Annotated in this window: 19 protein-coding genes; 11 read left to right on the top strand and 8 right to left on the bottom strand. The window is 61.7% G+C overall.

Annotated elements, in window-relative coordinates; all coding sequences use genetic code 11:
* The first annotated feature begins 43 nt into the window (after positions 1 to 43).
* The 3 genes from AC1DZE_RS15080 (at position 44) to AC1DZE_RS15090 (ending at position 3,304) form a co-directional block, all read left to right on the top strand.
* Complete coding sequence (locus AC1DZE_RS15080) at positions 44 to 460, top strand: hypothetical protein (protein WP_477671413.1); 417 nt, start codon at positions 44 to 46, stop codon at positions 458 to 460.
* Between the two features lie 138 nt (positions 461 to 598).
* Positions 599 to 2,815, top strand: coding sequence for a copper-transporting P-type ATPase (locus AC1DZE_RS15085; RefSeq protein WP_477700248.1), 2,217 nt, complete (start codon positions 599 to 601; stop codon positions 2,813 to 2,815).
* Between the two features lie 90 nt (positions 2,816 to 2,905).
* Positions 2,906 to 3,304, top strand: a complete 399-nt coding sequence (locus AC1DZE_RS15090) for an SRPBCC family protein (protein WP_477671411.1) — start codon at positions 2,906 to 2,908, stop codon at positions 3,302 to 3,304.
* A gap of 2 nt (positions 3,305 to 3,306) precedes the next feature.
* Here the strand turns inward: AC1DZE_RS15090 and AC1DZE_RS15095 are convergent, their stop codons facing one another.
* Entirely contained in the window at positions 3,307 to 3,933 is a 627-nt protein-coding gene (locus tag AC1DZE_RS15095; protein ID WP_477672490.1) for a LysE family translocator, read from the bottom strand.
* A 119-nt stretch (positions 3,934 to 4,052) separates the two neighbouring features.
* Here AC1DZE_RS15095 and AC1DZE_RS15100 point away from each other — a divergent pair, with 119 nt between their 5' ends.
* Entirely contained in the window at positions 4,053 to 4,733 is a 681-nt protein-coding gene (locus tag AC1DZE_RS15100; RefSeq protein ID WP_477671409.1) for a DNA-3-methyladenine glycosylase I, read from the top strand.
* Position 4,734: 1 nt separating this feature from the next.
* Here AC1DZE_RS15100 and AC1DZE_RS15105 read toward each other — a convergent pair whose 3' ends face one another.
* From AC1DZE_RS15105 to AC1DZE_RS15120, 4 genes are all read right to left on the bottom strand, one after another.
* Complete coding sequence (locus AC1DZE_RS15105) at positions 4,735 to 5,709, bottom strand: magnesium and cobalt transport protein CorA (RefSeq protein ID WP_457279273.1); 975 nt, start codon at positions 5,707 to 5,709, stop codon at positions 4,735 to 4,737.
* Between the two features lie 69 nt (positions 5,710 to 5,778).
* Positions 5,779 to 6,252: a MaoC family dehydratase gene (locus AC1DZE_RS15110; RefSeq protein ID WP_477672491.1), complete on the bottom strand. Its 474-nt coding sequence runs from the start codon at positions 6,250 to 6,252 to the stop codon at positions 5,779 to 5,781.
* 17 nt (positions 6,253 to 6,269) lie between these two features.
* Positions 6,270 to 7,565, bottom strand: a complete 1,296-nt coding sequence (locus AC1DZE_RS15115) for an MFS transporter (RefSeq protein WP_477672492.1) — start codon at positions 7,563 to 7,565, stop codon at positions 6,270 to 6,272.
* Positions 7,558 to 8,037, bottom strand: coding sequence for a MarR family winged helix-turn-helix transcriptional regulator (locus AC1DZE_RS15120; RefSeq protein ID WP_477671406.1), 480 nt, complete (start codon positions 8,035 to 8,037; stop codon positions 7,558 to 7,560). Before AC1DZE_RS15120 ends, AC1DZE_RS15115 begins: the two co-directional genes overlap by 8 nt.
* Before the next feature lie 48 nt (positions 8,038 to 8,085).
* Here AC1DZE_RS15120 and AC1DZE_RS15125 point away from each other — a divergent pair, with 48 nt between their 5' ends.
* From AC1DZE_RS15125 to gloA, 5 genes are all read left to right on the top strand, one after another.
* Positions 8,086 to 8,649, top strand: a complete 564-nt coding sequence (locus AC1DZE_RS15125; RefSeq protein WP_477671405.1) for a PaaI family thioesterase — start codon at positions 8,086 to 8,088, stop codon at positions 8,647 to 8,649.
* A 369-nt stretch (positions 8,650 to 9,018) separates the two neighbouring features.
* Entirely contained in the window at positions 9,019 to 9,321 is a 303-nt protein-coding gene (locus tag AC1DZE_RS15130) for a hypothetical protein (protein WP_477671404.1), read from the top strand.
* A gap of 23 nt (positions 9,322 to 9,344) precedes the next feature.
* Entirely contained in the window at positions 9,345 to 9,692 is a 348-nt protein-coding gene (locus AC1DZE_RS15135; RefSeq protein ID WP_477687931.1) for an N-acetyltransferase, read from the top strand.
* 101 nt (positions 9,693 to 9,793) lie between these two features.
* On the top strand, positions 9,794 to 11,509 hold the full coding sequence (locus tag AC1DZE_RS15140) for an ATP-binding response regulator (RefSeq protein WP_477671403.1): 1,716 nt from the start codon (positions 9,794 to 9,796) through the stop codon (positions 11,507 to 11,509).
* A gap of 147 nt (positions 11,510 to 11,656) precedes the next feature.
* Positions 11,657 to 12,067 (top strand): lactoylglutathione lyase, encoded by a 411-nt coding sequence (gene gloA / locus AC1DZE_RS15145; RefSeq protein ID WP_477671402.1) that lies wholly within the window; start codon positions 11,657 to 11,659, stop codon positions 12,065 to 12,067.
* 100 nt (positions 12,068 to 12,167) lie between these two features.
* On the opposite strand, the gene eda is transcribed toward gloA, so the two are convergent.
* From eda to AC1DZE_RS15160, 3 genes are all read right to left on the bottom strand, one after another.
* Positions 12,168 to 12,830: a bifunctional 4-hydroxy-2-oxoglutarate aldolase/2-dehydro-3-deoxy-phosphogluconate aldolase gene (eda, locus tag AC1DZE_RS15150; protein ID WP_477674053.1), complete on the bottom strand. Its 663-nt coding sequence runs from the start codon at positions 12,828 to 12,830 to the stop codon at positions 12,168 to 12,170.
* Positions 12,821 to 14,638, bottom strand: coding sequence for a phosphogluconate dehydratase (gene edd, locus AC1DZE_RS15155; protein ID WP_477671400.1), 1,818 nt, complete (start codon positions 14,636 to 14,638; stop codon positions 12,821 to 12,823). The genes eda and edd overlap by 10 nt, the downstream gene beginning before the upstream one ends.
* 164 nt (positions 14,639 to 14,802) lie before the next feature.
* Entirely contained in the window at positions 14,803 to 15,387 is a 585-nt protein-coding gene (locus tag AC1DZE_RS15160) for an OmpA family protein (RefSeq protein WP_477673795.1), read from the bottom strand.
* Positions 15,388 to 15,507: 120 nt separating this feature from the next.
* On the opposite strand from AC1DZE_RS15160, the gene AC1DZE_RS15165 reads away from it, so the two are divergent.
* Together AC1DZE_RS15165 and AC1DZE_RS15170 are read left to right on the top strand one after the other, a co-directional pair.
* Positions 15,508 to 16,053, top strand: coding sequence for a gamma-glutamylcyclotransferase (locus tag AC1DZE_RS15165; RefSeq protein ID WP_477671617.1), 546 nt, complete (start codon positions 15,508 to 15,510; stop codon positions 16,051 to 16,053).
* An 87-nt stretch (positions 16,054 to 16,140) separates the two neighbouring features.
* Positions 16,141 to 16,668 (top strand): superoxide dismutase family protein, encoded by a 528-nt coding sequence (locus AC1DZE_RS15170; protein ID WP_477673796.1) that lies wholly within the window; start codon positions 16,141 to 16,143, stop codon positions 16,666 to 16,668.
* Positions 16,669 to 16,673: the final 5 nt, after the last annotated feature.

Here is a 16,673-nt window from a genome sequence, read left to right on the forward strand (position 1 = left end):
TCGTATCAATAGACTGGGCGCTCCTCTTCTGGAGTTCACCACCATGTCAATACGCCTGATTTCCATTCTCGCTACCGCCGCCACCCTCGGCCTGGCCGGCTGTGCCCAGACACCCACCGACCATGCAGCGCACCACCCTGGCGCGTCGGCGGCTGCTCCAGGTCAACCCATGCCGATGGTGCGTATGGACGAGCACATGAAAGCCATGCGCACCATGCACGACCGCATGACGCGCGCAAAAACCCCCGAAGAACGTAGTGCCCTGATGGCTGAACACCACAAACTCATGCAGGAAGGCATGAGCATGATGGGTGGCATGGGCGGGATGATGGGCAACATGCAGGGCCCAGGCAACGACCCGGCCGCGCGCCAACAGATGATGGAAAAACGCATGGAAATGATGCAGTCCATGATGCAGATGATGATGGACCGCCTGCCTCCGGTTCCAGCCAAACCCTGAGTTTTGCAGCGTCGCCAGGGGCGGAGCGCTGCGACTCCAGGAGATGCCAACGGCGGGCTTGACCTTTCCCCTATGGGAGGGTTTATCTTTCCTCGATGCCTGATTTTCAAGCCTGCAACGCGGGAAAGGATGCCCTTCATGAACCACGCCCACTCTCCTCACTCATCTCACTCATCTCAAGCTTCTCACGGGTCCAGCACGGCGGCCGTCGGCGCTGCAACGCCAACCGTCCATGGCGATACCACGGTGGCCGGCGGCACGGTCTATACCTGCCCCATGCATCCGGAAATCCGGCAGGATCACCCGGGCAATTGCCCGATCTGCGGTATGACGCTGGAGCCTGTCATGCCCAGCCTCGACGAGGATGAGAATCCGGAATTGCTATCTTTCACGCGCCGCTTCTGGTGGACGCTGCCGTTGAGCATGATGGTGACGGTCCTGGCCATGTTCGGCCACCAGCTCGGCTGGTTCGACATGACTGTCCAGAGCTGGATAGAACTGGTGCTGAGCCTGCCGGTCGTATTGTGGGCAGGCTGGCCCTTCTTTGTGCGTGGCGCGCAGTCAGTCGCCCACCGCAGCCCGAACATGTGGACCCTGATCAGCCTGGGAACAGGCGCGGCCTTTGCCTACAGCGTGGTCGCCACCCTCACGCCCGGTGTGTTCCCGGAGTCGTTTATTTMCATGGGCCGTGTAGCGGTTTACTTTGAGGCGGCGGCCGTGATCATTTCACTGACGCTGCTCGGCCAGATGCTGGAGCTGAAGGCGCGCTCGCAAACTTCCGCCGCAATCAAGTCATTGCTGGGGCTGGCGCCAAAAACCGCGCGGCGCATCAAGGCCGACGGCACCGAGGAAGACGTGCCGCTAACCCACGTGCACGTGGGCGACAGCCTGCGCGTGCGCCCCGGCGAAAAAGTGCCCGTCGACGGCGTCGTTACCGAGGGCGGCAGCGCCGTTGATGAATCGATGCTGACCGGAGAACCCCTGCCCGTGAGCAAGCGTCCGGGCGACAAGCTGATAGGCGCCACGCTCAACACCAGCGGCGCCCTGGTGATGCGCTCCGAGCGCGTCGGCGCGCAAACCATGCTGTCGCAAATCGTGCAGATGGTCGCGCTGGCCCAACGCTCGAAGGCACCCCTGCAGCGCATGGCCGACCAGGTTGCCGGCTGGTTTGTGATGGCCGTAGTGGCCGTGGCCGTGCTGACCTTTCTGGGATGGGGATTTTTCGGCCCGCAGCCGAGCTGGGTTTACGGCCTGATCAACGCGGTGGCGGTGCTGATCATCGCCTGCCCCTGCGCGCTGGGCCTGGCCACGCCGATGTCCATCATGGTCGCCACGGGCAAGGCGGCTGGCCAGGGCATTCTTTTCCGCGATGCGGCGGCGATTGAACACCTGCGCACCGTCGACGTATTGATCGTCGACAAGACCGGCACGCTGACGGCCGGCAAACCGGCGTTCGACCGCGCAGTTCCCGCAGTGGGCTTCAGCGCCGACGAAGTGCTGCGGCTGGCCGCCAGCCTGGACCAGGGCAGCGAACACCCATTGGCCGAAGCCATGGTGGCCGCAGCACGCGCGCGCGGCCTGGCGCTGGACACGCCAGAGAACTTCGAGTCCGCCAGCGGCATCGGCGTCAACGGGCGTGTAGCCGGCCGGCTGCTCGCACTCGGCAATACGGAGTTGATGGCGCAAGCTGGCGTGTCAGTAGATTCGCTGCTGGCCCAGGCGGAGGCCCTGCGGGCCGAAGGCGCCAGCGTGATGCACCTGGCGGTCGACGGCAAGCTTGCGGGCCTGCTCGCCGTGGCCGACCCGGTGAAAGCCAGCACGCCCGAGGCGCTGGCGGCGCTCAAAGCCGCTGGCTTGCGCGTGATCATGGCCACAGGCGACGGCCTGACCACAGCCAAAGCCATCGCCGGGCGCCTGGGCATTGACGAAGTGCACGGCGGCGTGCAGCCGGCAGACAAGCTGGCACTGGTCAAGCGCCTGCAAGATGAAGGCCATATCGTTGCCATGGCCGGCGACGGCATCAATGACGCCCCGGCCCTGGCCCAGGCCAACGTGGGCATTGCCATGGGCACAGGTACCGACGTGGCCATGAACAGCGCCCAGATCACGCTGGTCAAAGGTGATTTGCGCGGCATCGCGCAAGCCCGGAAAATTTCGGAGGCGACGATCGCCAACATGAAGCAGAACCTCGGTTTTGCCTTCGTCTACAACTCCCTCGGTGTCCCGCTGGCCGCGGGGCTGCTCTTTCCCTTTACCGGCTGGCTGCTGTCGCCCATGATCGCGGCCCTGGCGATGAGCCTGAGTTCGGTGTCGGTGATCAGCAATGCACTGAGGCTGCGCGGGAAGCGTTTGTAACCGGTGCTTAACAGGGCTGACTTCGCCCGGTTTGATTGCTATGCTGCGATGACAAGGCGCCACCCCGGCGCCAGCCAGACTGGGGTCGCCATGGCCACGATCTACAAGGAATTCACCGTCGACGCCGGCATAGACAGCGTCTGGGACGCGCTGCGCGATTTCAACGCTGTGCACCGGCGCCTTGCGCCGGGCTTCGTGGTCGATTGCAAACCTGGCGAAGGCAGCCGCACCGTAACCTTTGCCAACGGCATGGTCGCGCACGAAGTGCTGGTGGGCATCCATGAAGGGATGCACCGCCTCAGCTACACCGTGGTCGGCGGCAAGGCCACCCATCACATGGCTTCGGCGCAGCTGTTTTCCGAGGGCGAAAACCGCACCCGCTTTGTCTGGATCACCGACGTGCTGCCCGATGCACTGGGGGAATACATCGACACGATGATGACCCAGGGCGCGGCGGTGATGCAGCAGGCACTCGGCAGGCCGGCCTGAATTCAGGCCGGCCGCTTGGCCAGCAAGGCCCAGACACCGGCCATGGACAGCAGCGAGCCGCCCGCGAAATTAAAACGCCGCTGAGCGCGCGGTGAGGCCAGCAGTGTACGGGCCGACGCGGCAAACACCGCATACAGCGTGGCGTTCAGGCTGGCCATCACCACAAAGGTCACCGCCAGCACCCAGAGCTGTCGCGTCACGTCGGCGCCGGGGTTGATGAACTGGGGCAGGAAAGCCACAAAAAACACAATGCCCTTGGGGTTGAGTGCAGTGACCAGGTAAGTGTTGCCGAACAGCTTCCACAAGGAGCCAGGCACCTCGGGCGCTGCCGCCTGCATGGGCGAAATTCCGGCGCGCAGGAGCTTGATGCCCAGGTAAAGCAAATACAGGCCACCGGCCCACTTGACTAGCGTGAACCAGAAGGCCGATGCCGCGAGCAAGGCGCCCAGGCCGAACAACGAGACCACCAGCGCCGTCGAGTCACCCAGCGCCACGGCGGCCACCAACGGGATGTTGGCACGCTTGCCGTGCGCCATCGAGTAGCTGATGACCGTCAGGATGGTCGGGCCCGGGATGATGAGCAGGACGGCGGTTGCGGCGACGAAAGCGAGCCAAAGCTGGATGGACATGGTGCGTTGTTCCGAAGTTGTGGATCGATGAAAGGGAGCGTGCTTCATGATACTGCCGGGCGGCCAAAGATGAATCACCTCACCCGCACGGCCCTGCCCGCATTTGCCTAAAATTGCCCATGCCTTCCGCCATCCCGCCCAAGCGCCCCAACGTTGCACCCTCCCCGGCTGCCGGCCTTTTTATCGATGACACCCACACCGCGCGCTGCGCCTGGTGCCAGGCGACGCCCATCTACCGCAACTACCACGACAGCGAGTGGGGCTTTCCGGTGGACGATGAACGCCGGCTCTTCGAAAAAATCTGCCTTGAAGGTTTTCAGGCCGGCCTCAGCTGGCTGACCATCCTGAACAAACGCGAATCCTTTCGCAGCGCGTTCGCCAACTTCGATGCCGAGCAGGTGGCCCGCTTTGGCGAGCGTGACATCAAACGCCTGGTCAATGACGCCGGCATTGTGCGACACGCGGGAAAGATTGCTTCGACCATCAACAATGCCAAGCGCGTCATCGAGCTCCGAAAAGAATTTGGCTCGCTGGGCGCTTTTGTCTGGCGGCTGGAGCCCGAAGCCAAGAGCCGGCCCGCACGCATCACGCACGAGGCCGTGAAAGCCATGCCGACTTCTCCGGCCTCCATCGCACTGTCCAAGGATTTGAAGAAACGCGGTTGGAGCTTTGTGGGCCCCACCACGATGTATGCCTTCATGCAGGCCATGGGCCTGGTCAACGACCATATCGAAGGTTGCGCCAGCCGCAAGTCCGCGCTGGCAGCGCGCACGGCGTTTACCCCGCCTCGCGTGTCGTAACTTAAAGCCAGCGTGCGCGCTTGAAACGCCAATAGAGTAAAGAGCACGCCACCACAATCATGCTGATGGCCATGAGGTAGCCGTAACGCCATTTGAGTTCGGGCATGGCTTCGAAGTTCATGCCCCATATGCCGGCAAACGCTGTGCAGACCGCAAAGATACTGGCCCAGGCCGCGAGCTTCTTGGTCACTTCGCTCTCTTCAATCGTCACCATCGCCAGGTTCACCTGGATAGCAGTGCCTATGGTGTCACGCATGTTTTCGATCAATGCGTTGATGCGCGACAAATGGTCAACCACGTCGCGAAAATAATCCTGCACTCCACTGCAGATCTGAGGAACCCGGCCGCCATAGAGTTTGCTGGCCCCTTCGAGCAGCGGCGCCACTGCGTGCTTGAGCACCATCACGCTGCCCTTGAGTTCGTAGAGCCGTTCGATATTCTTTCGCGCAGCACCGGGCGTGAAGATTTCCTTCTCGATCAGCTCCAACTCGGTCTCGAGTGCGTCGAGGATGGGAAAGTAACGGTCAACCACCGCATCCATCAGGGCGTACAGCACAAAACCCGAACCGTTGCGCAGCAGCTCCGGTTCGCGCTCGCAGCGTTCACGCACGCCCAGAAACCCCTTCTGGCTGCGGTTGCGCACCGAGAGTACATAGTTTTTCCCGGTGAACACATCCACCTCGCCGACGTGGAGCTCGCCCGGCTTGTCGTTGGACTGCTCAATCAGGTGCAGCACCGAAAACAGCGAAGCGCCGTATTCCTCGATTTTTGGGCGTTGGTGGCCGTGCCGGGCATCTTCGACCGCCAGTTCATGCAGGCCGAACTCATGCTGCATTTCTTCAAGCTCTTCCGGCGTGGCGTCCTGCAGCGCCACCCAGACGAAAGCATCGGGACGGCAGATGTAGTCGCTGATCTCGGTGACCGGGATGTCGGCAAGCTTGGTGCCGTTCTGGTAGACCACGCAATTGATAAGCATCTGATGTTTCCCGCAAGTTGTCTGCCTGCATGAATTCTGGCACAGCGCTGATATGCCGTCACGCTGAGATCAGGGTGGGCGGCGCGGAACCACCAGGTTGTAGACGGATTGCTGCAGCACCTCGCCGTGCTGGTTGAGCGTCTGGCTGCGCACCACCGCCCTGCCTCTATCGGGCCGCGAAGCTGAGGGCGTCACGCTCACCACTTCTGTCTCTACATGCAGCACATTGCCGGGGCGCGTGGGTTTGGGCCAACTGATCTCGCCCCCTGCGCCTATGATTCCGCCGGCCAGCGGCAAACCACCACCCACCAGCAGCCGCATCGTGACAGCCGCCGTGTGCCAGCCGCTCGCGGCCAAGCCGCCAAAGAGTGTGGCTTTGGCTGCTTCGTGGTCCAGGTGAAATGGCTGCGGATCAAACTGCGCGGCAAACGAGGTGATCTGCGCCTCATCCAGCGCGTGCTCGCCACTGACGAAGCGGTCGCCGGGCTGCAAGTCCTCAAGGTAGCGCAATGCGGTAGCGGCGGTTTTGGGGACCTTGCTCATGCCTTGTTTTTTCACCTTCAGGCTGCGGCCTTGGCAGCCATTTGCCGCGGCAGCAGCGCTTCGCGGATCGGCAGGTTCACCAACGCGGCGCCTGTGGCCAGCACGATGTCGATGTACCAGACCCAGTCGTAGCTGCCGGTTGCCTGGAATATATAGCCGCCCAGATAAGCACCCAGGAAACCACCCACCTGGTGCGACAACATCACCACGCCGAACAGCATGGCCATGTTGGCCGTACCGAACATCTTGGCGACCAGGCCCACCGTGGGTGGAACGGTCGAAAGGAAGGTCACGCCCATGACGGCGGCGAAGATCAGCATCACGGCCGGGGTCTTGGGCGCCAGCAGGAAGAGGAGTACGGCGAGGCCACGCGTTGTATAGAGCAGCGCCAGCAAGGACTTCATGCGCCAGCGGCCGACGGCCCAACCCATGGCCAGACTGCCGACGATGTTGAAGAGGCCAATCATCGCAAGCGACCAACCGCCAATTTCGGGCGGCAAACCACAGGCCGCTATCACGCCGGGGAGGTGAGTCGCCAGAAACGCCACGTGAAAACCGCACACCAGAAAACCCGCCGCGAGGTAACGATAGCTAGGCGTTGCGATGGCCTGGCTAATGGCTTGACGTGCGCTCAGCGCTTTCGTGCCCGAGGCCGCCGCAGCCTGGGCTGCCAGCGCATTCGAATTGCCTTTCAGCACCAGCACCGCAGGCACCGCCAGCAGCACCAGCGCGCCCAGCCACTGCATTGCACTGGCCCAGCCGACAGCGGCTGTGAGGCCAATGGCGATAGGCGCCATCGCGAACTGCCCAAAAGAGCCGCCCGCGTTGACGATGCCGGTGGCCAGGCCGCGCTTTTCAGGCGGCACCAGGCGTGTGCTGGCGGCCATCAGCACAGAAGGCCCGGCCATCCCGGCACCGCCCGCCGCAAGCACGCCGATGGCAAAGATCAGGCCGGCTGTGCTGGTCATCAGCGGCGTGATGATGGTGCCAATCGCCACCAACACAACACCCATGAAGATCACACGGCCAGTACCGATGCGGTCAGCCACCGCGCCGGCGAAGGGCTGCGTCAGCCCCCACCAGAGTTGGCCGAAAGCGAAGGCCAGGCTGATGCTGCCGATACCCAGTGCGGTCGAAGTATTGAGCGCAGAGAGGAACAGGCCCATGGTCTGTCGCACGCCCATGGTGAGGGCAAAGGTGCCGCCGGCAGCCAGTAGGACCAGCCACATCGCGATGCGGCGCGCCGGCAGTGCAGTGGAAGAAGCGGAAGGCGTGACGCTGGACGGGGAAGGGGAAGGCTCGGGGTTACTCATCATCAGCTCCAGATTCGATGGGGGACAAAAGCTCTAAAGATTCGTTGATCAGGTTATGCAGGGCCAGCACACGCCCGGCGCCCAACAGTGCGTTGAGCTGCTCCTGCGCAGCCCTCCACCGTGATCGGGCCTCCTCACGCTTGGCACGGCCCGCGTCAGTCAGCACCACGGTACGGCTGCGCGCATCGGTGCCTGCGGCGAGCTCAATCCAGCCGGCGTCGATCAGCGGCTTGAGGTTGCGCGTGAGGGTGGAGGCACTCATCTTCATGCCACGCGCCAGCTCGCCCGGTCGCATGGGGCCCAGCTTCAGCACATAAGTCAGCAGGGAATACTGCGTGGTCTTCAGTCCGGCCTTGGTCATTTCCAGGTCGTAGTGGTGCGCGACGCGGCGCATCAGCTGGCGCAGCTTGACATTGGTGCAGCCCTGCACTTTGAGTTCGGCCTGGGTTGACAGGCGGGTTTTCTCGCTCATAATTTGATTGTAGGTACAATCATTGTATATGCAACATTTATAAATGCCATGACCCTGCAAGACACATTGACTCAGTGGATGGAACAAAGCGCCGCAGTGCGCGCCCGCATGATGGACGGCGGCGGCAAACCCGGTCTGGCCCGACCGGAAGACGTCACAGGCAAGACCGGCATGGAAGTGATGCAGGCCATGCTCGCCGGCCAATTGCCCTACCCCCACATTGCTGAAACACTGGATTTCTCCCTGATTGAGGTTGAGCCCGGTAAAGCCACCTTCCAGGGCACGCCGCAGCTCAAGCACTACAACCCGCTGGGCACTGTGCACGGCGGCTGGTACGCCACGCTGCTCGACTCCGCCGTGGGCTGCGCCGTGCACACCATGATGCCGGTCGGCCGGGCCTACACCACCGCCGAACTCAGCATCAACATCGTGCGTGCCGCCTCACACAAGACCGGCCCGCTGCGCGCCATCGGCACGGTGATCCACTGCGGCCGCCAGTTGGCAACGGCCGAGGGCCGCATCGTCGGGCCGGACGGCAAGCTGTATGCGCATGCGACCACGACCTGTCTGGTGTTTGAGGTCGGGGGAGCCAAGGCTGACCAAGGCACCTGATACAAGCCAATGTGGCGGTGAATGGAAATCCCCGACGCATCCACCGCCACGGTCACCGGAAAATTCTCCAGTTACGCCACTTGGCCGGCATGCCCCCCCCCAAAAAGCCGGTTCGATGACCTGACCGAGAGATCCTTGAAGAAGGGCTCATACCAGGACCAAAAATCCCGGCAGACTGTCCGCATGCGGACAATTTATGTTCTTTTTTCGATTCGCCCCGCTATTCAAGCGGAATATGCGGGGAAGCCCCTGTTATATCTGACAGGGTAAGGCTTGATTCAGCCTTGCACGGCGCATAGACTGCGCGAACATCAAAAGAAGAATAAGAGCATTTGGCAAGACAAGCACTCAACCTGGAAATGCAACGCAATGATTACCTCCCCGAACGACCATGCGCCAACCCCCTTTCAGGTTCTGCACCAGCCGATGGATGCTCCAGGCGCCATTTTCCTCACCGGCGGAACACCCTTCATTTCGGCATCTCCCCGGGGAAACTTCGCCGAGGAAATCACGCTCTGCCATCTGGATACTCCGTTAAAGATGGAAAAGGTCCAGAGCCTGCGCGGCCACATCAACCTGCCGTCAGGATGCCGTGACGCGCGGTTTTTTGAACAAGAAAAAAAAGAGACGAATTGGGCTTTGTGTTTGCGTTTGAGTTCCAACGCGTGGTGATTGGCACCTTGAGGCTGGTTCCCATGCACAAGGGGCTGACCTCACTTGAAAAGCTGTTGGCGGAAAAACAATTGATTGAGCCAGAGACCTGCCGAAACAGCTGGGAAATCGGGCGCCTTGTGCTCAATCCTGATTACAGAAGCGGCCCCGATCTTGTGAAGCGATGCATATTTTTGGGTGTTTCGTATCTTGCGCGGCATACCGATGGGCAAGACCTCTTTGCCTCCTGCACGCCGGTGCTGAGCCGCTTGTACAGGCGTTTCGGGTTTTCCACCATCGCCAACAATATACGGGTGGATGGGGCGGACGAATCGTTTGCCCTGATACATGGACAGGTACCGGACATTCTCAAATCGTCTGACTGTCAGTAAGTCATGCACGGGAATATTTCATATTGCAGCCGCATCCTCCACCAGAGACCGGAAGAAGCTGCTGTTGATGGTTTTTCCGCGTCAACAGGATTGAAATATATATGGGCTGGTTAAAAAGACTCTTTGGCCACTATGAGGCTTACCACGCACATGGCAGGCCCTTGCTCAAATACATTGGCATCGTAGGCGCCCTGACCTATGTGGTGTTTTACCTGATACGGTTCACGAAACCCAATCCTCGTCCCTACGATGACCTGGGAATGCGGGTGCTGGTCGTAATTCTCTTTACCGCGCTGGCGATGAAAAATCGCTGGCCCCAGAAGCTGAAGAAATACTACTTCGCCTATTCCTACTGGGCATTGATTTATTGCCTGCCGTTTTTCAACGTATTTCTATCGCTGAAGCGGCACGGAGGTATCCCCGCGATCTCCAACTGTTTTATCGCACTCAGTTTTCTGGTCATGATCGCCGACTGGCGCAACACGATTGCCATGTTGGTAATCGGTTGCGGCAGCGCGGCGTTGCTGTACGTCGCCATCACGCCCAACCCCTCAATCCCCATGGACATGGTGGCCCAGCTTCCGGCCTACCTGCTGATTCTTATCGGCGGCGCCGCATTCAAGCTTTCGGAAAAGCAGATAGATGCCGAGAAATTGCGCATTGCAAACTCCCTTGCCGGCTCGATCGCCCATGAAATGCGCAACCCGCTCGCACAGGCCAAGATGAGCCTGGAGAGTATCGGGGAAATGCTACCCGCGAACGGTATCGCGGTCCCCGCCGAACACACTTCCCGCATGCGCCAGTTTGTCAACATGGGGGAGATCGCTGTACACAGGGGTAACCAGGTGATTGACCTGATCCTGGGATCCTTCAAGTCCAGCGCGGTGGACCGAAGCAAATTTGAGTATTTATCCGCCGCAAAAATAACTCAGAAGGCGGTGGACGAATACAGTTTTCCCGATCGGCACCTGCGCAGTGATGGTGGCAACTTACGTGACAGTGTCACAGTGCGTGTCGTGAAGGACTTCACCTTTTACGGGGACGAAACCCCTTATGTTTTTGTGCTCTTCAACCTGATCAAGAACGCGCTCTATTACCTCGACCAAAAGTCCGGCGCAACAATCGTACTGACGATAGACGATCACAAGGTGACCGTCAGAGACACGGGCCCGGGCATCGACAAGGAGGTGCTGGCACACCTGTTTGAATCCTTCATGACCTCAGGAAAGGCCGAGGGGACAGGCCTTGGGCTGTCGTATTGCAAACGCACCATGCAAAGCTTTGGTGGTGACATTCATTGCGATTCCGCGGTCGGTGAATTTACACAGTTCACGCTGACCTTCCCCCCAATACCGCAAACCGGGATGGGCAAGGCCGCCGCAGCGCCGGAAGCGCCTCGGCAGGCAGCCAGCCCGGCCATCCCCGGCAATGTGCTGGAAGGCAGAACCGTCATATTGGCCGAAGACGACGAACTTAACCGCATCATGGTGGGCGAGCGCTTGAAAAGCTGGGGCTTGACAGTGCTGGAGGCCGAAGGGGGGCGCCAGGTTCTGGCCCACCTGGACAGCACACCAAGCGTCGATTTGATCTTGATGGATATGAACATGCCCGGTTTGAACGGCGTGCAAACGACCCAGGCGATTCGCTCGCGGGATTGGGAGCATCAGGGTATTTTTATCCTCGCACTTTCCGGGAACTCCGATGAGCTTGATGTCAGGACAGCCTTGAACGCCGGCATGAATGGCTACATCCTGAAAAATGGCGACATGAAGTTGCTGCAAGGAAAAATGCTGGAGGCTTTGGCGGCAACAAGGTAGTCCCGGGGAAATCCCACCGCGCGAAGCCCCTCATCGGTCATTGCGCGGCATGCATCGCCATCAGCTTTGCATCCCTACGCATGCGGCCTGCACAGGGAGCGAAGATTGGCGACAATGGGCAGTCCGCCACTCCCCACCTTCATCACCATGCGACTCCTACACACCATGCTGCGCGTTGGCAGTCTCCAGCGCTCCATCGACTTCTACACGCAGGTTCTTGGCATGAAGCTGCTGCGCACCTCGGAAAATCCCGAGTACAAATACAGCCTGGCCTTTGTGGGCTATGAAGGCAACCCGGCGCAGGCCGAAATCGAGCTGACCTACAACTGGGGCACCGAAAGCTACGACATGGGCACGGCTTTTGGCCACATCGCGCTGGGCGTACCTGACGCCTATGCAGCTTGCGACAAGATCAAGGCCGCTGGCGGCAACGTCACGCGTGAGGCCGGCCCGGTCAAGGGCGGGACCACGGTGATTGCCTTTGTGACGGACCCGGACGGCTACAAGATTGAGCTGATCCAGCGCGATGAAAGCGCTTCGGGCGCTGGCCTGCGTTAGTTCATTGCACTTCGCTGCTATTCTTTTAATAGCGGCTTTCGCTCATCCAGCAAGGCTGGGAGCGCTATTTTCCTCATAAATAGCGGGCAGGCTGCCAGGCTCAGGCAGCATTGCGTGCCAGCTGGCAGGCCTGAAAAGCCAGTGCAGTGACGTGTGACCAGTTGCCGCGAGCCAGCGTGTCCGCAGGGGTCAACCAGGACCCGCCTACACACACCACATTGGGCAGCGCCAGAAACTCAGGCGCATTGGCCACCGTGACGCCGCCCGTCGGGCAAAACCGCACGTCGCCGAATGGTCCGTTCCAGGCCTTCAACATGGCCGGGCCACCCGCCTGCATGGCCGGGAAAAATTTGAGTTCCGTCAGGCCGTCCTCCTGCGCCATCATGATCTCGCTTCCGGTAGCCACCCCTGGCAGCAGCGGCAGGCCGGAATCCTTACAGGCCTGTCCCATCGCATGGGTGTAACCGGGGCTCACCGCAAAGCGTGCACCGGCCATGGCGCAGGCTTGGGCATCGGCGGCACTGCGCACAGTGCCCGCACCCACCACGGCTTCCGGCACATCGCGTGCAATGGCCTCAATGCAGGCCAGCGCTTGCGGCGTGCGCAAGGTGACTTCGAGCATGCGAATGCCACCGGCCACCAGCGCACGTGCCAGCGGCACCGCCTGGCTCACGTCGGTCAGCACAATCACGGGTATCACGGGGGCGTCCTGCATGATCTGCAGGGGGGTCAGTTTTCCGCTGACGTTCAGGTTCACATCCACGATAAAGCTCCTTCTTCAGCCGTCAGCGCGTGACGGCGCATACCGGCAAACAGCTCCCGTCCCATGCCGATGCCGTTGGCCGCGCGCAAATCGGCAGGCATGGTGTCGACCGGCCTCGCGGTCCATTCTGCATCGTTCACCAGCACCTTCAATTCGCCAGTGATGGCATCCACACGAATTACATCACCGTCGCGCACCTTGGCCAGCGGGCCGCCGGCAGCGGCTTCGGGCGACACATGAATGGCGGCCGGCACCTTGCCCGAAGCGCCGCTCATGCGGCCGTCAGTGACCAGCGCGACCTTGAATCCCTTGCCCTGCAACACGGCCAGCGGCGGCGTCAGTTTGTGCAGCTCGGGCATGCCGTTGGCTTGCGGGCCTTGCCAGCGCACCACACACACCACGTCGCGGTTCAACTCGCCAGCGCTGAAGGCGATGTGCAAGGCTTCCTGCGAATCAAACACCCGGGCCGATGCCTCGATGACATGGCGGTCGTCAGGCACGGCGGAGACCTTGATCACGCTACGGCCCAGGTTGCCCTGCAGCAGCTTGAGACCCCCGGTGGCGCTGAAAGGTTTGGCAGGCGTGCGCACGATGGCCTCGTCTTTGGAAGCGCCCGCGTCGTGCCAGACAAGCGCCGCGCCGGCCAGCGCCGGCTCGCGTGTGTATTCGCGGATGCCGCCTTCACGCACCGTGAGCACGTCTTCATGCATGAAGCCCGCATCCAGCAACTCGCGAATGATGAAGCCGGGGCCGCCTGCGGCCTGGAACTGGTTCACGTCGGCGCTGCCGTTGGGGTAGACATGGGCCAGCGTCGGCACCACGTCAGAGAGGTCCGAAAAATCATTCCAGTCGATCACGATGCCGGCCGAATGCGCAACGGCTACCCAATGGATCAGGTGATTGGTGGAGCCCCCGGTGGCGAGCAGGGCCACCATGGCATTGACAATGGCTTTTTCATCGACGATCTGGCCGATGGGCGCAAAGCGCTTCGCCTTGACGATGCCAAGCACGGTGCGTGCCGCCTCGCGCGTGAGCTCCTCACGCAGTGCGTTGCCGGGGTTCACAAACGCGGTGCCCGGCACGTGCAGGCCCATGGCTTCAAGCAGCAGCTGGTTGCTGTTGGCGGTGCCGTAGAAGGTGCAGGTGCCGGGGCTGTGATAGGACTTGAATTCGGAATCAAGCAGGGCGTCACGGCCGACCAGGCCTTGCGCGGCCTGCTCACGCACATGGGCTTTTTCCTTGTTGGGAATGCCCGATGTCATGGGCCCGGCCGGCACAAACACCGTGGGCAGGTGGCCGAACTGCAGCGCGCCTATTAGCAAGCCCGGCACGATCTTGTCGCAGACGCCCAGCATCAGCGCCGCGTCGAACATGTCGTGCGACAGCGCCACGGCGGTCGCCATGGCGATCACATCGCGGCTGAAGAGGCTGAGCTCCATGCCGCTGGTGCCTTGCGTCACGCCGTCGCACATGGCGGGCACGCCGCCAGCCACCTGCGCCGTGGCGCCCAGCTTGCGGGCCTCGTCCTTGATGAAAGCCGGGTAGGCCTGAAGCGGGGTGTGCGCCGACAACATGTCGTTGTAGGCGGTGACGATGCCGATGTTGGGCTTACGCTCGGTCACCACCTTGAAGCGGTCGTCCAACGGCATGCCAGCAAAAGCATGCGCCACATTGGCGCAACCCATGCGGTCCAGGCCGGGTTCGCGGCTGGCGGCAGCGCGCAGGTGTGCAAGGTAGGCGCTGCGCGTGGGAAGGCTGCGCTCTGCGATGCGGGCGGTGATTTTTAAAACTGCGGGGTGAAGGGCCATGTTGTAACTCCGGTCATGGTCAAGTCACTGGGTATGTAACTTTATTACTGACTCTATGGTAACGGGTTACCGGCCTGTTTACCGCCGCATGGTTACCAGGTGGTTACGAAACGCAGCGGCAAAAGCTGTTCTGCAAAGTTCTGAAACAACCCGCGGGTGCGGCTTTACTGCAGGGTAATTTCCACACGCCGCGCTTCGGCGTCGCTGCCGCCGCCTACAAGCTGCTCGGGTTTTTTCAGCACAATCTGGCGATCGGAAACACCGGCCTGCTTCAGTGCCTCGCGCACGGCAAGGGCGCGCTGCCGGGCAAGCGCTGCATTTTTCTGGGCGTCCCCTGTGGCATCGTGAAAACCGGTGATCACCAGCGTGCGGCCAGCCTTGGCGGCCTTGACCACTTCGCCCAGGGCAGCACCCGCACCGTCCGCAAGGTCTGCATCGCCCGAGGCAAAATAAAACCGCACCGCGCCTTGCTCCACCTTCACGCTGGCGGCGTCGGCTGCAGCCTGCGAAGCCCGGCCGGCAATGTTCGCGGTATGGTCCACGGTGCTGGCTGGCAGGGCAGGCGTCGGCGCCACCTCTGGCACGGGGGGCACGGGCAGGGATATTTGGGCAGGCACAACAGCGGCGGAAGGCGACCGGCCGAGCCGATGCACGCAGAGCCCCACCACCAGCGCGATCACGAAGGCCACGAGGCCGAGAACGACCGCCAACACCAAGCCTTGCTGGCCTTCATCGTCCTGAGAAAACATTGCCCACTCCCGTCACTAAATCCGTCACAAAAACTCAGCGCATTGTAAAGTGCGGCTGTGGAAAATTCAGCCAAACAAGCCGCCAGCCCAGGCATCAGCGTTTCCCGCAACCCGGACCACATGCTTGAGACCGTCATCCGCGAATGGGGCGGTAAAAGCGATCTCTGGATCTTCGCCTATGCCTCGCTCATCTGGCGTCCGGAGTTTGAACATGCCGAGGAACGTTTTGCGACCATCCACGGCTACCACCGCGCCCTGAAGATGTGGAGCCGCCTGAACCGCGGCACGCCGGAATGCCCGGGCCTGGTGTTTGGCCTCCTGCACGGCGGCAGCTGCAAGGGGATGGTGTTTCGGATACCGCAGGCGCAGGTTGCCGGCGCCCTGCCCGCGCTGTGGGAACGCGAAATGCCCAACGGCGTGTACGACCCCAAGTGGCTGCGTTGCCAAACTGCAGGGGGCAATGTGCGGGCGCTGGCCTTCACCTTGTCCAAGCGCAGCCCCAACCATACGGGCGTGCTCAGCGAAGACGTTTACCGGCAGATCTTTTCGGACTCGTGCGGGCGCTACGGCACCACGCGCGAATATGCGCAACTCACCTACGACAAACTTAAAACCCTGGGAATTCACGACCACGCACTGGGCAAGCTGCTGGAGCTGGCCAAATAGGCCCAGACAGCGGAGGCCCCGGCCTTGTCAGCAGGGGCAAGGCGCCCTACAGTCAGCCACTGAATCAACCATCAGGAGACCTGCATCATGAAATACCACCTGGCACCGCTTGCCACCGCCCTTGCCGCCGCCTTTGTACTGGCCGCTTGCGCCTCATCCATGAGTGGCCCGCGCGCCGTGGCCCAATTGCAAAGCACCACCGGCAACACCGCCAGCGGCACCGTCAGCTTCGTGCAGAGCGGGGACAAGGTACTGGTTTCGGGCGAGATACGCGGCCTCAAGCCCAATGCCGAGCACGGTTTTCATGTGCATGAAAAAGGTGACTGCTCCAGCGGCGACGGCATGAGTGCAGGCGGGCACTTCAACCCCACCGGCCAGCAGCACGGCAGCCATGCCGACATGGCCCACCACACAGGCGACCTGCCCAGCCTGAAAGCCGATGCCAGCGGCGTCGCGAAATTCAGCTTTGAATCAAAGACCCTCTCAGTCGGCAGCGGCACGACCGACATCGTCGGCAAGGGCCTGATCGTTCACCGTGACCCCGACGACTACAAGACCCAGCCCACCGGCAACTCCGGCCCGCGGCTGGCCTGCGCAGTCATCGCAAAGGGCTGAGAGCT

This window comes from Polaromonas sp. P1_F1 (assembly GCF_056405795.1).

Bases quoted from the DNA above. Each gene is read 5' to 3' on its own strand.
- AC1DZE_RS15115 (WP_477672492.1), bottom strand. From the start codon at position 7,565: ATGAGTAACCCCGAGCCTTCCCCTTCCCCGTCCAGCGTCACGCCTTCC.
- gloA (WP_477671402.1), top strand. From the start codon at position 11,657: ATGCGACTCCTACACACCATGCTGCGCGTTGGCAGTCTCCAGCGCTCC.
- AC1DZE_RS15140 (WP_477671403.1), top strand. From the start codon at position 9,794: ATGGGCTGGTTAAAAAGACTCTTTGGCCACTATGAGGCTTACCACGCA.
- AC1DZE_RS15160 (WP_477673795.1), bottom strand. From the start codon at position 15,387: ATGTTTTCTCAGGACGATGAAGGCCAGCAAGGCTTGGTGTTGGCGGTC.
- AC1DZE_RS15170 (WP_477673796.1), top strand. From the start codon at position 16,141: ATGAAATACCACCTGGCACCGCTTGCCACCGCCCTTGCCGCCGCCTTT.
- AC1DZE_RS15110 (WP_477672491.1), bottom strand. From the start codon at position 6,252: ATGAGCAAGGTCCCCAAAACCGCCGCTACCGCATTGCGCTACCTTGAG.
- AC1DZE_RS15080 (WP_477671413.1), top strand. From the start codon at position 44: ATGTCAATACGCCTGATTTCCATTCTCGCTACCGCCGCCACCCTCGGC.
- AC1DZE_RS15090 (WP_477671411.1), top strand. From the start codon at position 2,906: ATGGCCACGATCTACAAGGAATTCACCGTCGACGCCGGCATAGACAGC.
- AC1DZE_RS15165 (WP_477671617.1), top strand. From the start codon at position 15,508: ATGCTTGAGACCGTCATCCGCGAATGGGGCGGTAAAAGCGATCTCTGG.
- AC1DZE_RS15105 (WP_457279273.1), bottom strand. From the start codon at position 5,709: ATGCTTATCAATTGCGTGGTCTACCAGAACGGCACCAAGCTTGCCGAC.
- AC1DZE_RS15095 (WP_477672490.1), bottom strand. From the start codon at position 3,933: ATGTCCATCCAGCTTTGGCTCGCTTTCGTCGCCGCAACCGCCGTCCTG.
- edd (WP_477671400.1), bottom strand. From the start codon at position 14,638: ATGGCCCTTCACCCCGCAGTTTTAAAAATCACCGCCCGCATCGCAGAG.
- AC1DZE_RS15130 (WP_477671404.1), top strand. From the start codon at position 9,019: ATGATTACCTCCCCGAACGACCATGCGCCAACCCCCTTTCAGGTTCTG.
- AC1DZE_RS15125 (WP_477671405.1), top strand. From the start codon at position 8,086: ATGACCCTGCAAGACACATTGACTCAGTGGATGGAACAAAGCGCCGCA.
- AC1DZE_RS15120 (WP_477671406.1), bottom strand. From the start codon at position 8,037: ATGAGCGAGAAAACCCGCCTGTCAACCCAGGCCGAACTCAAAGTGCAG.
- AC1DZE_RS15100 (WP_477671409.1), top strand. From the start codon at position 4,053: ATGCCTTCCGCCATCCCGCCCAAGCGCCCCAACGTTGCACCCTCCCCG.
- AC1DZE_RS15135 (WP_477687931.1), top strand. From the start codon at position 9,345: ATGCACAAGGGGCTGACCTCACTTGAAAAGCTGTTGGCGGAAAAACAA.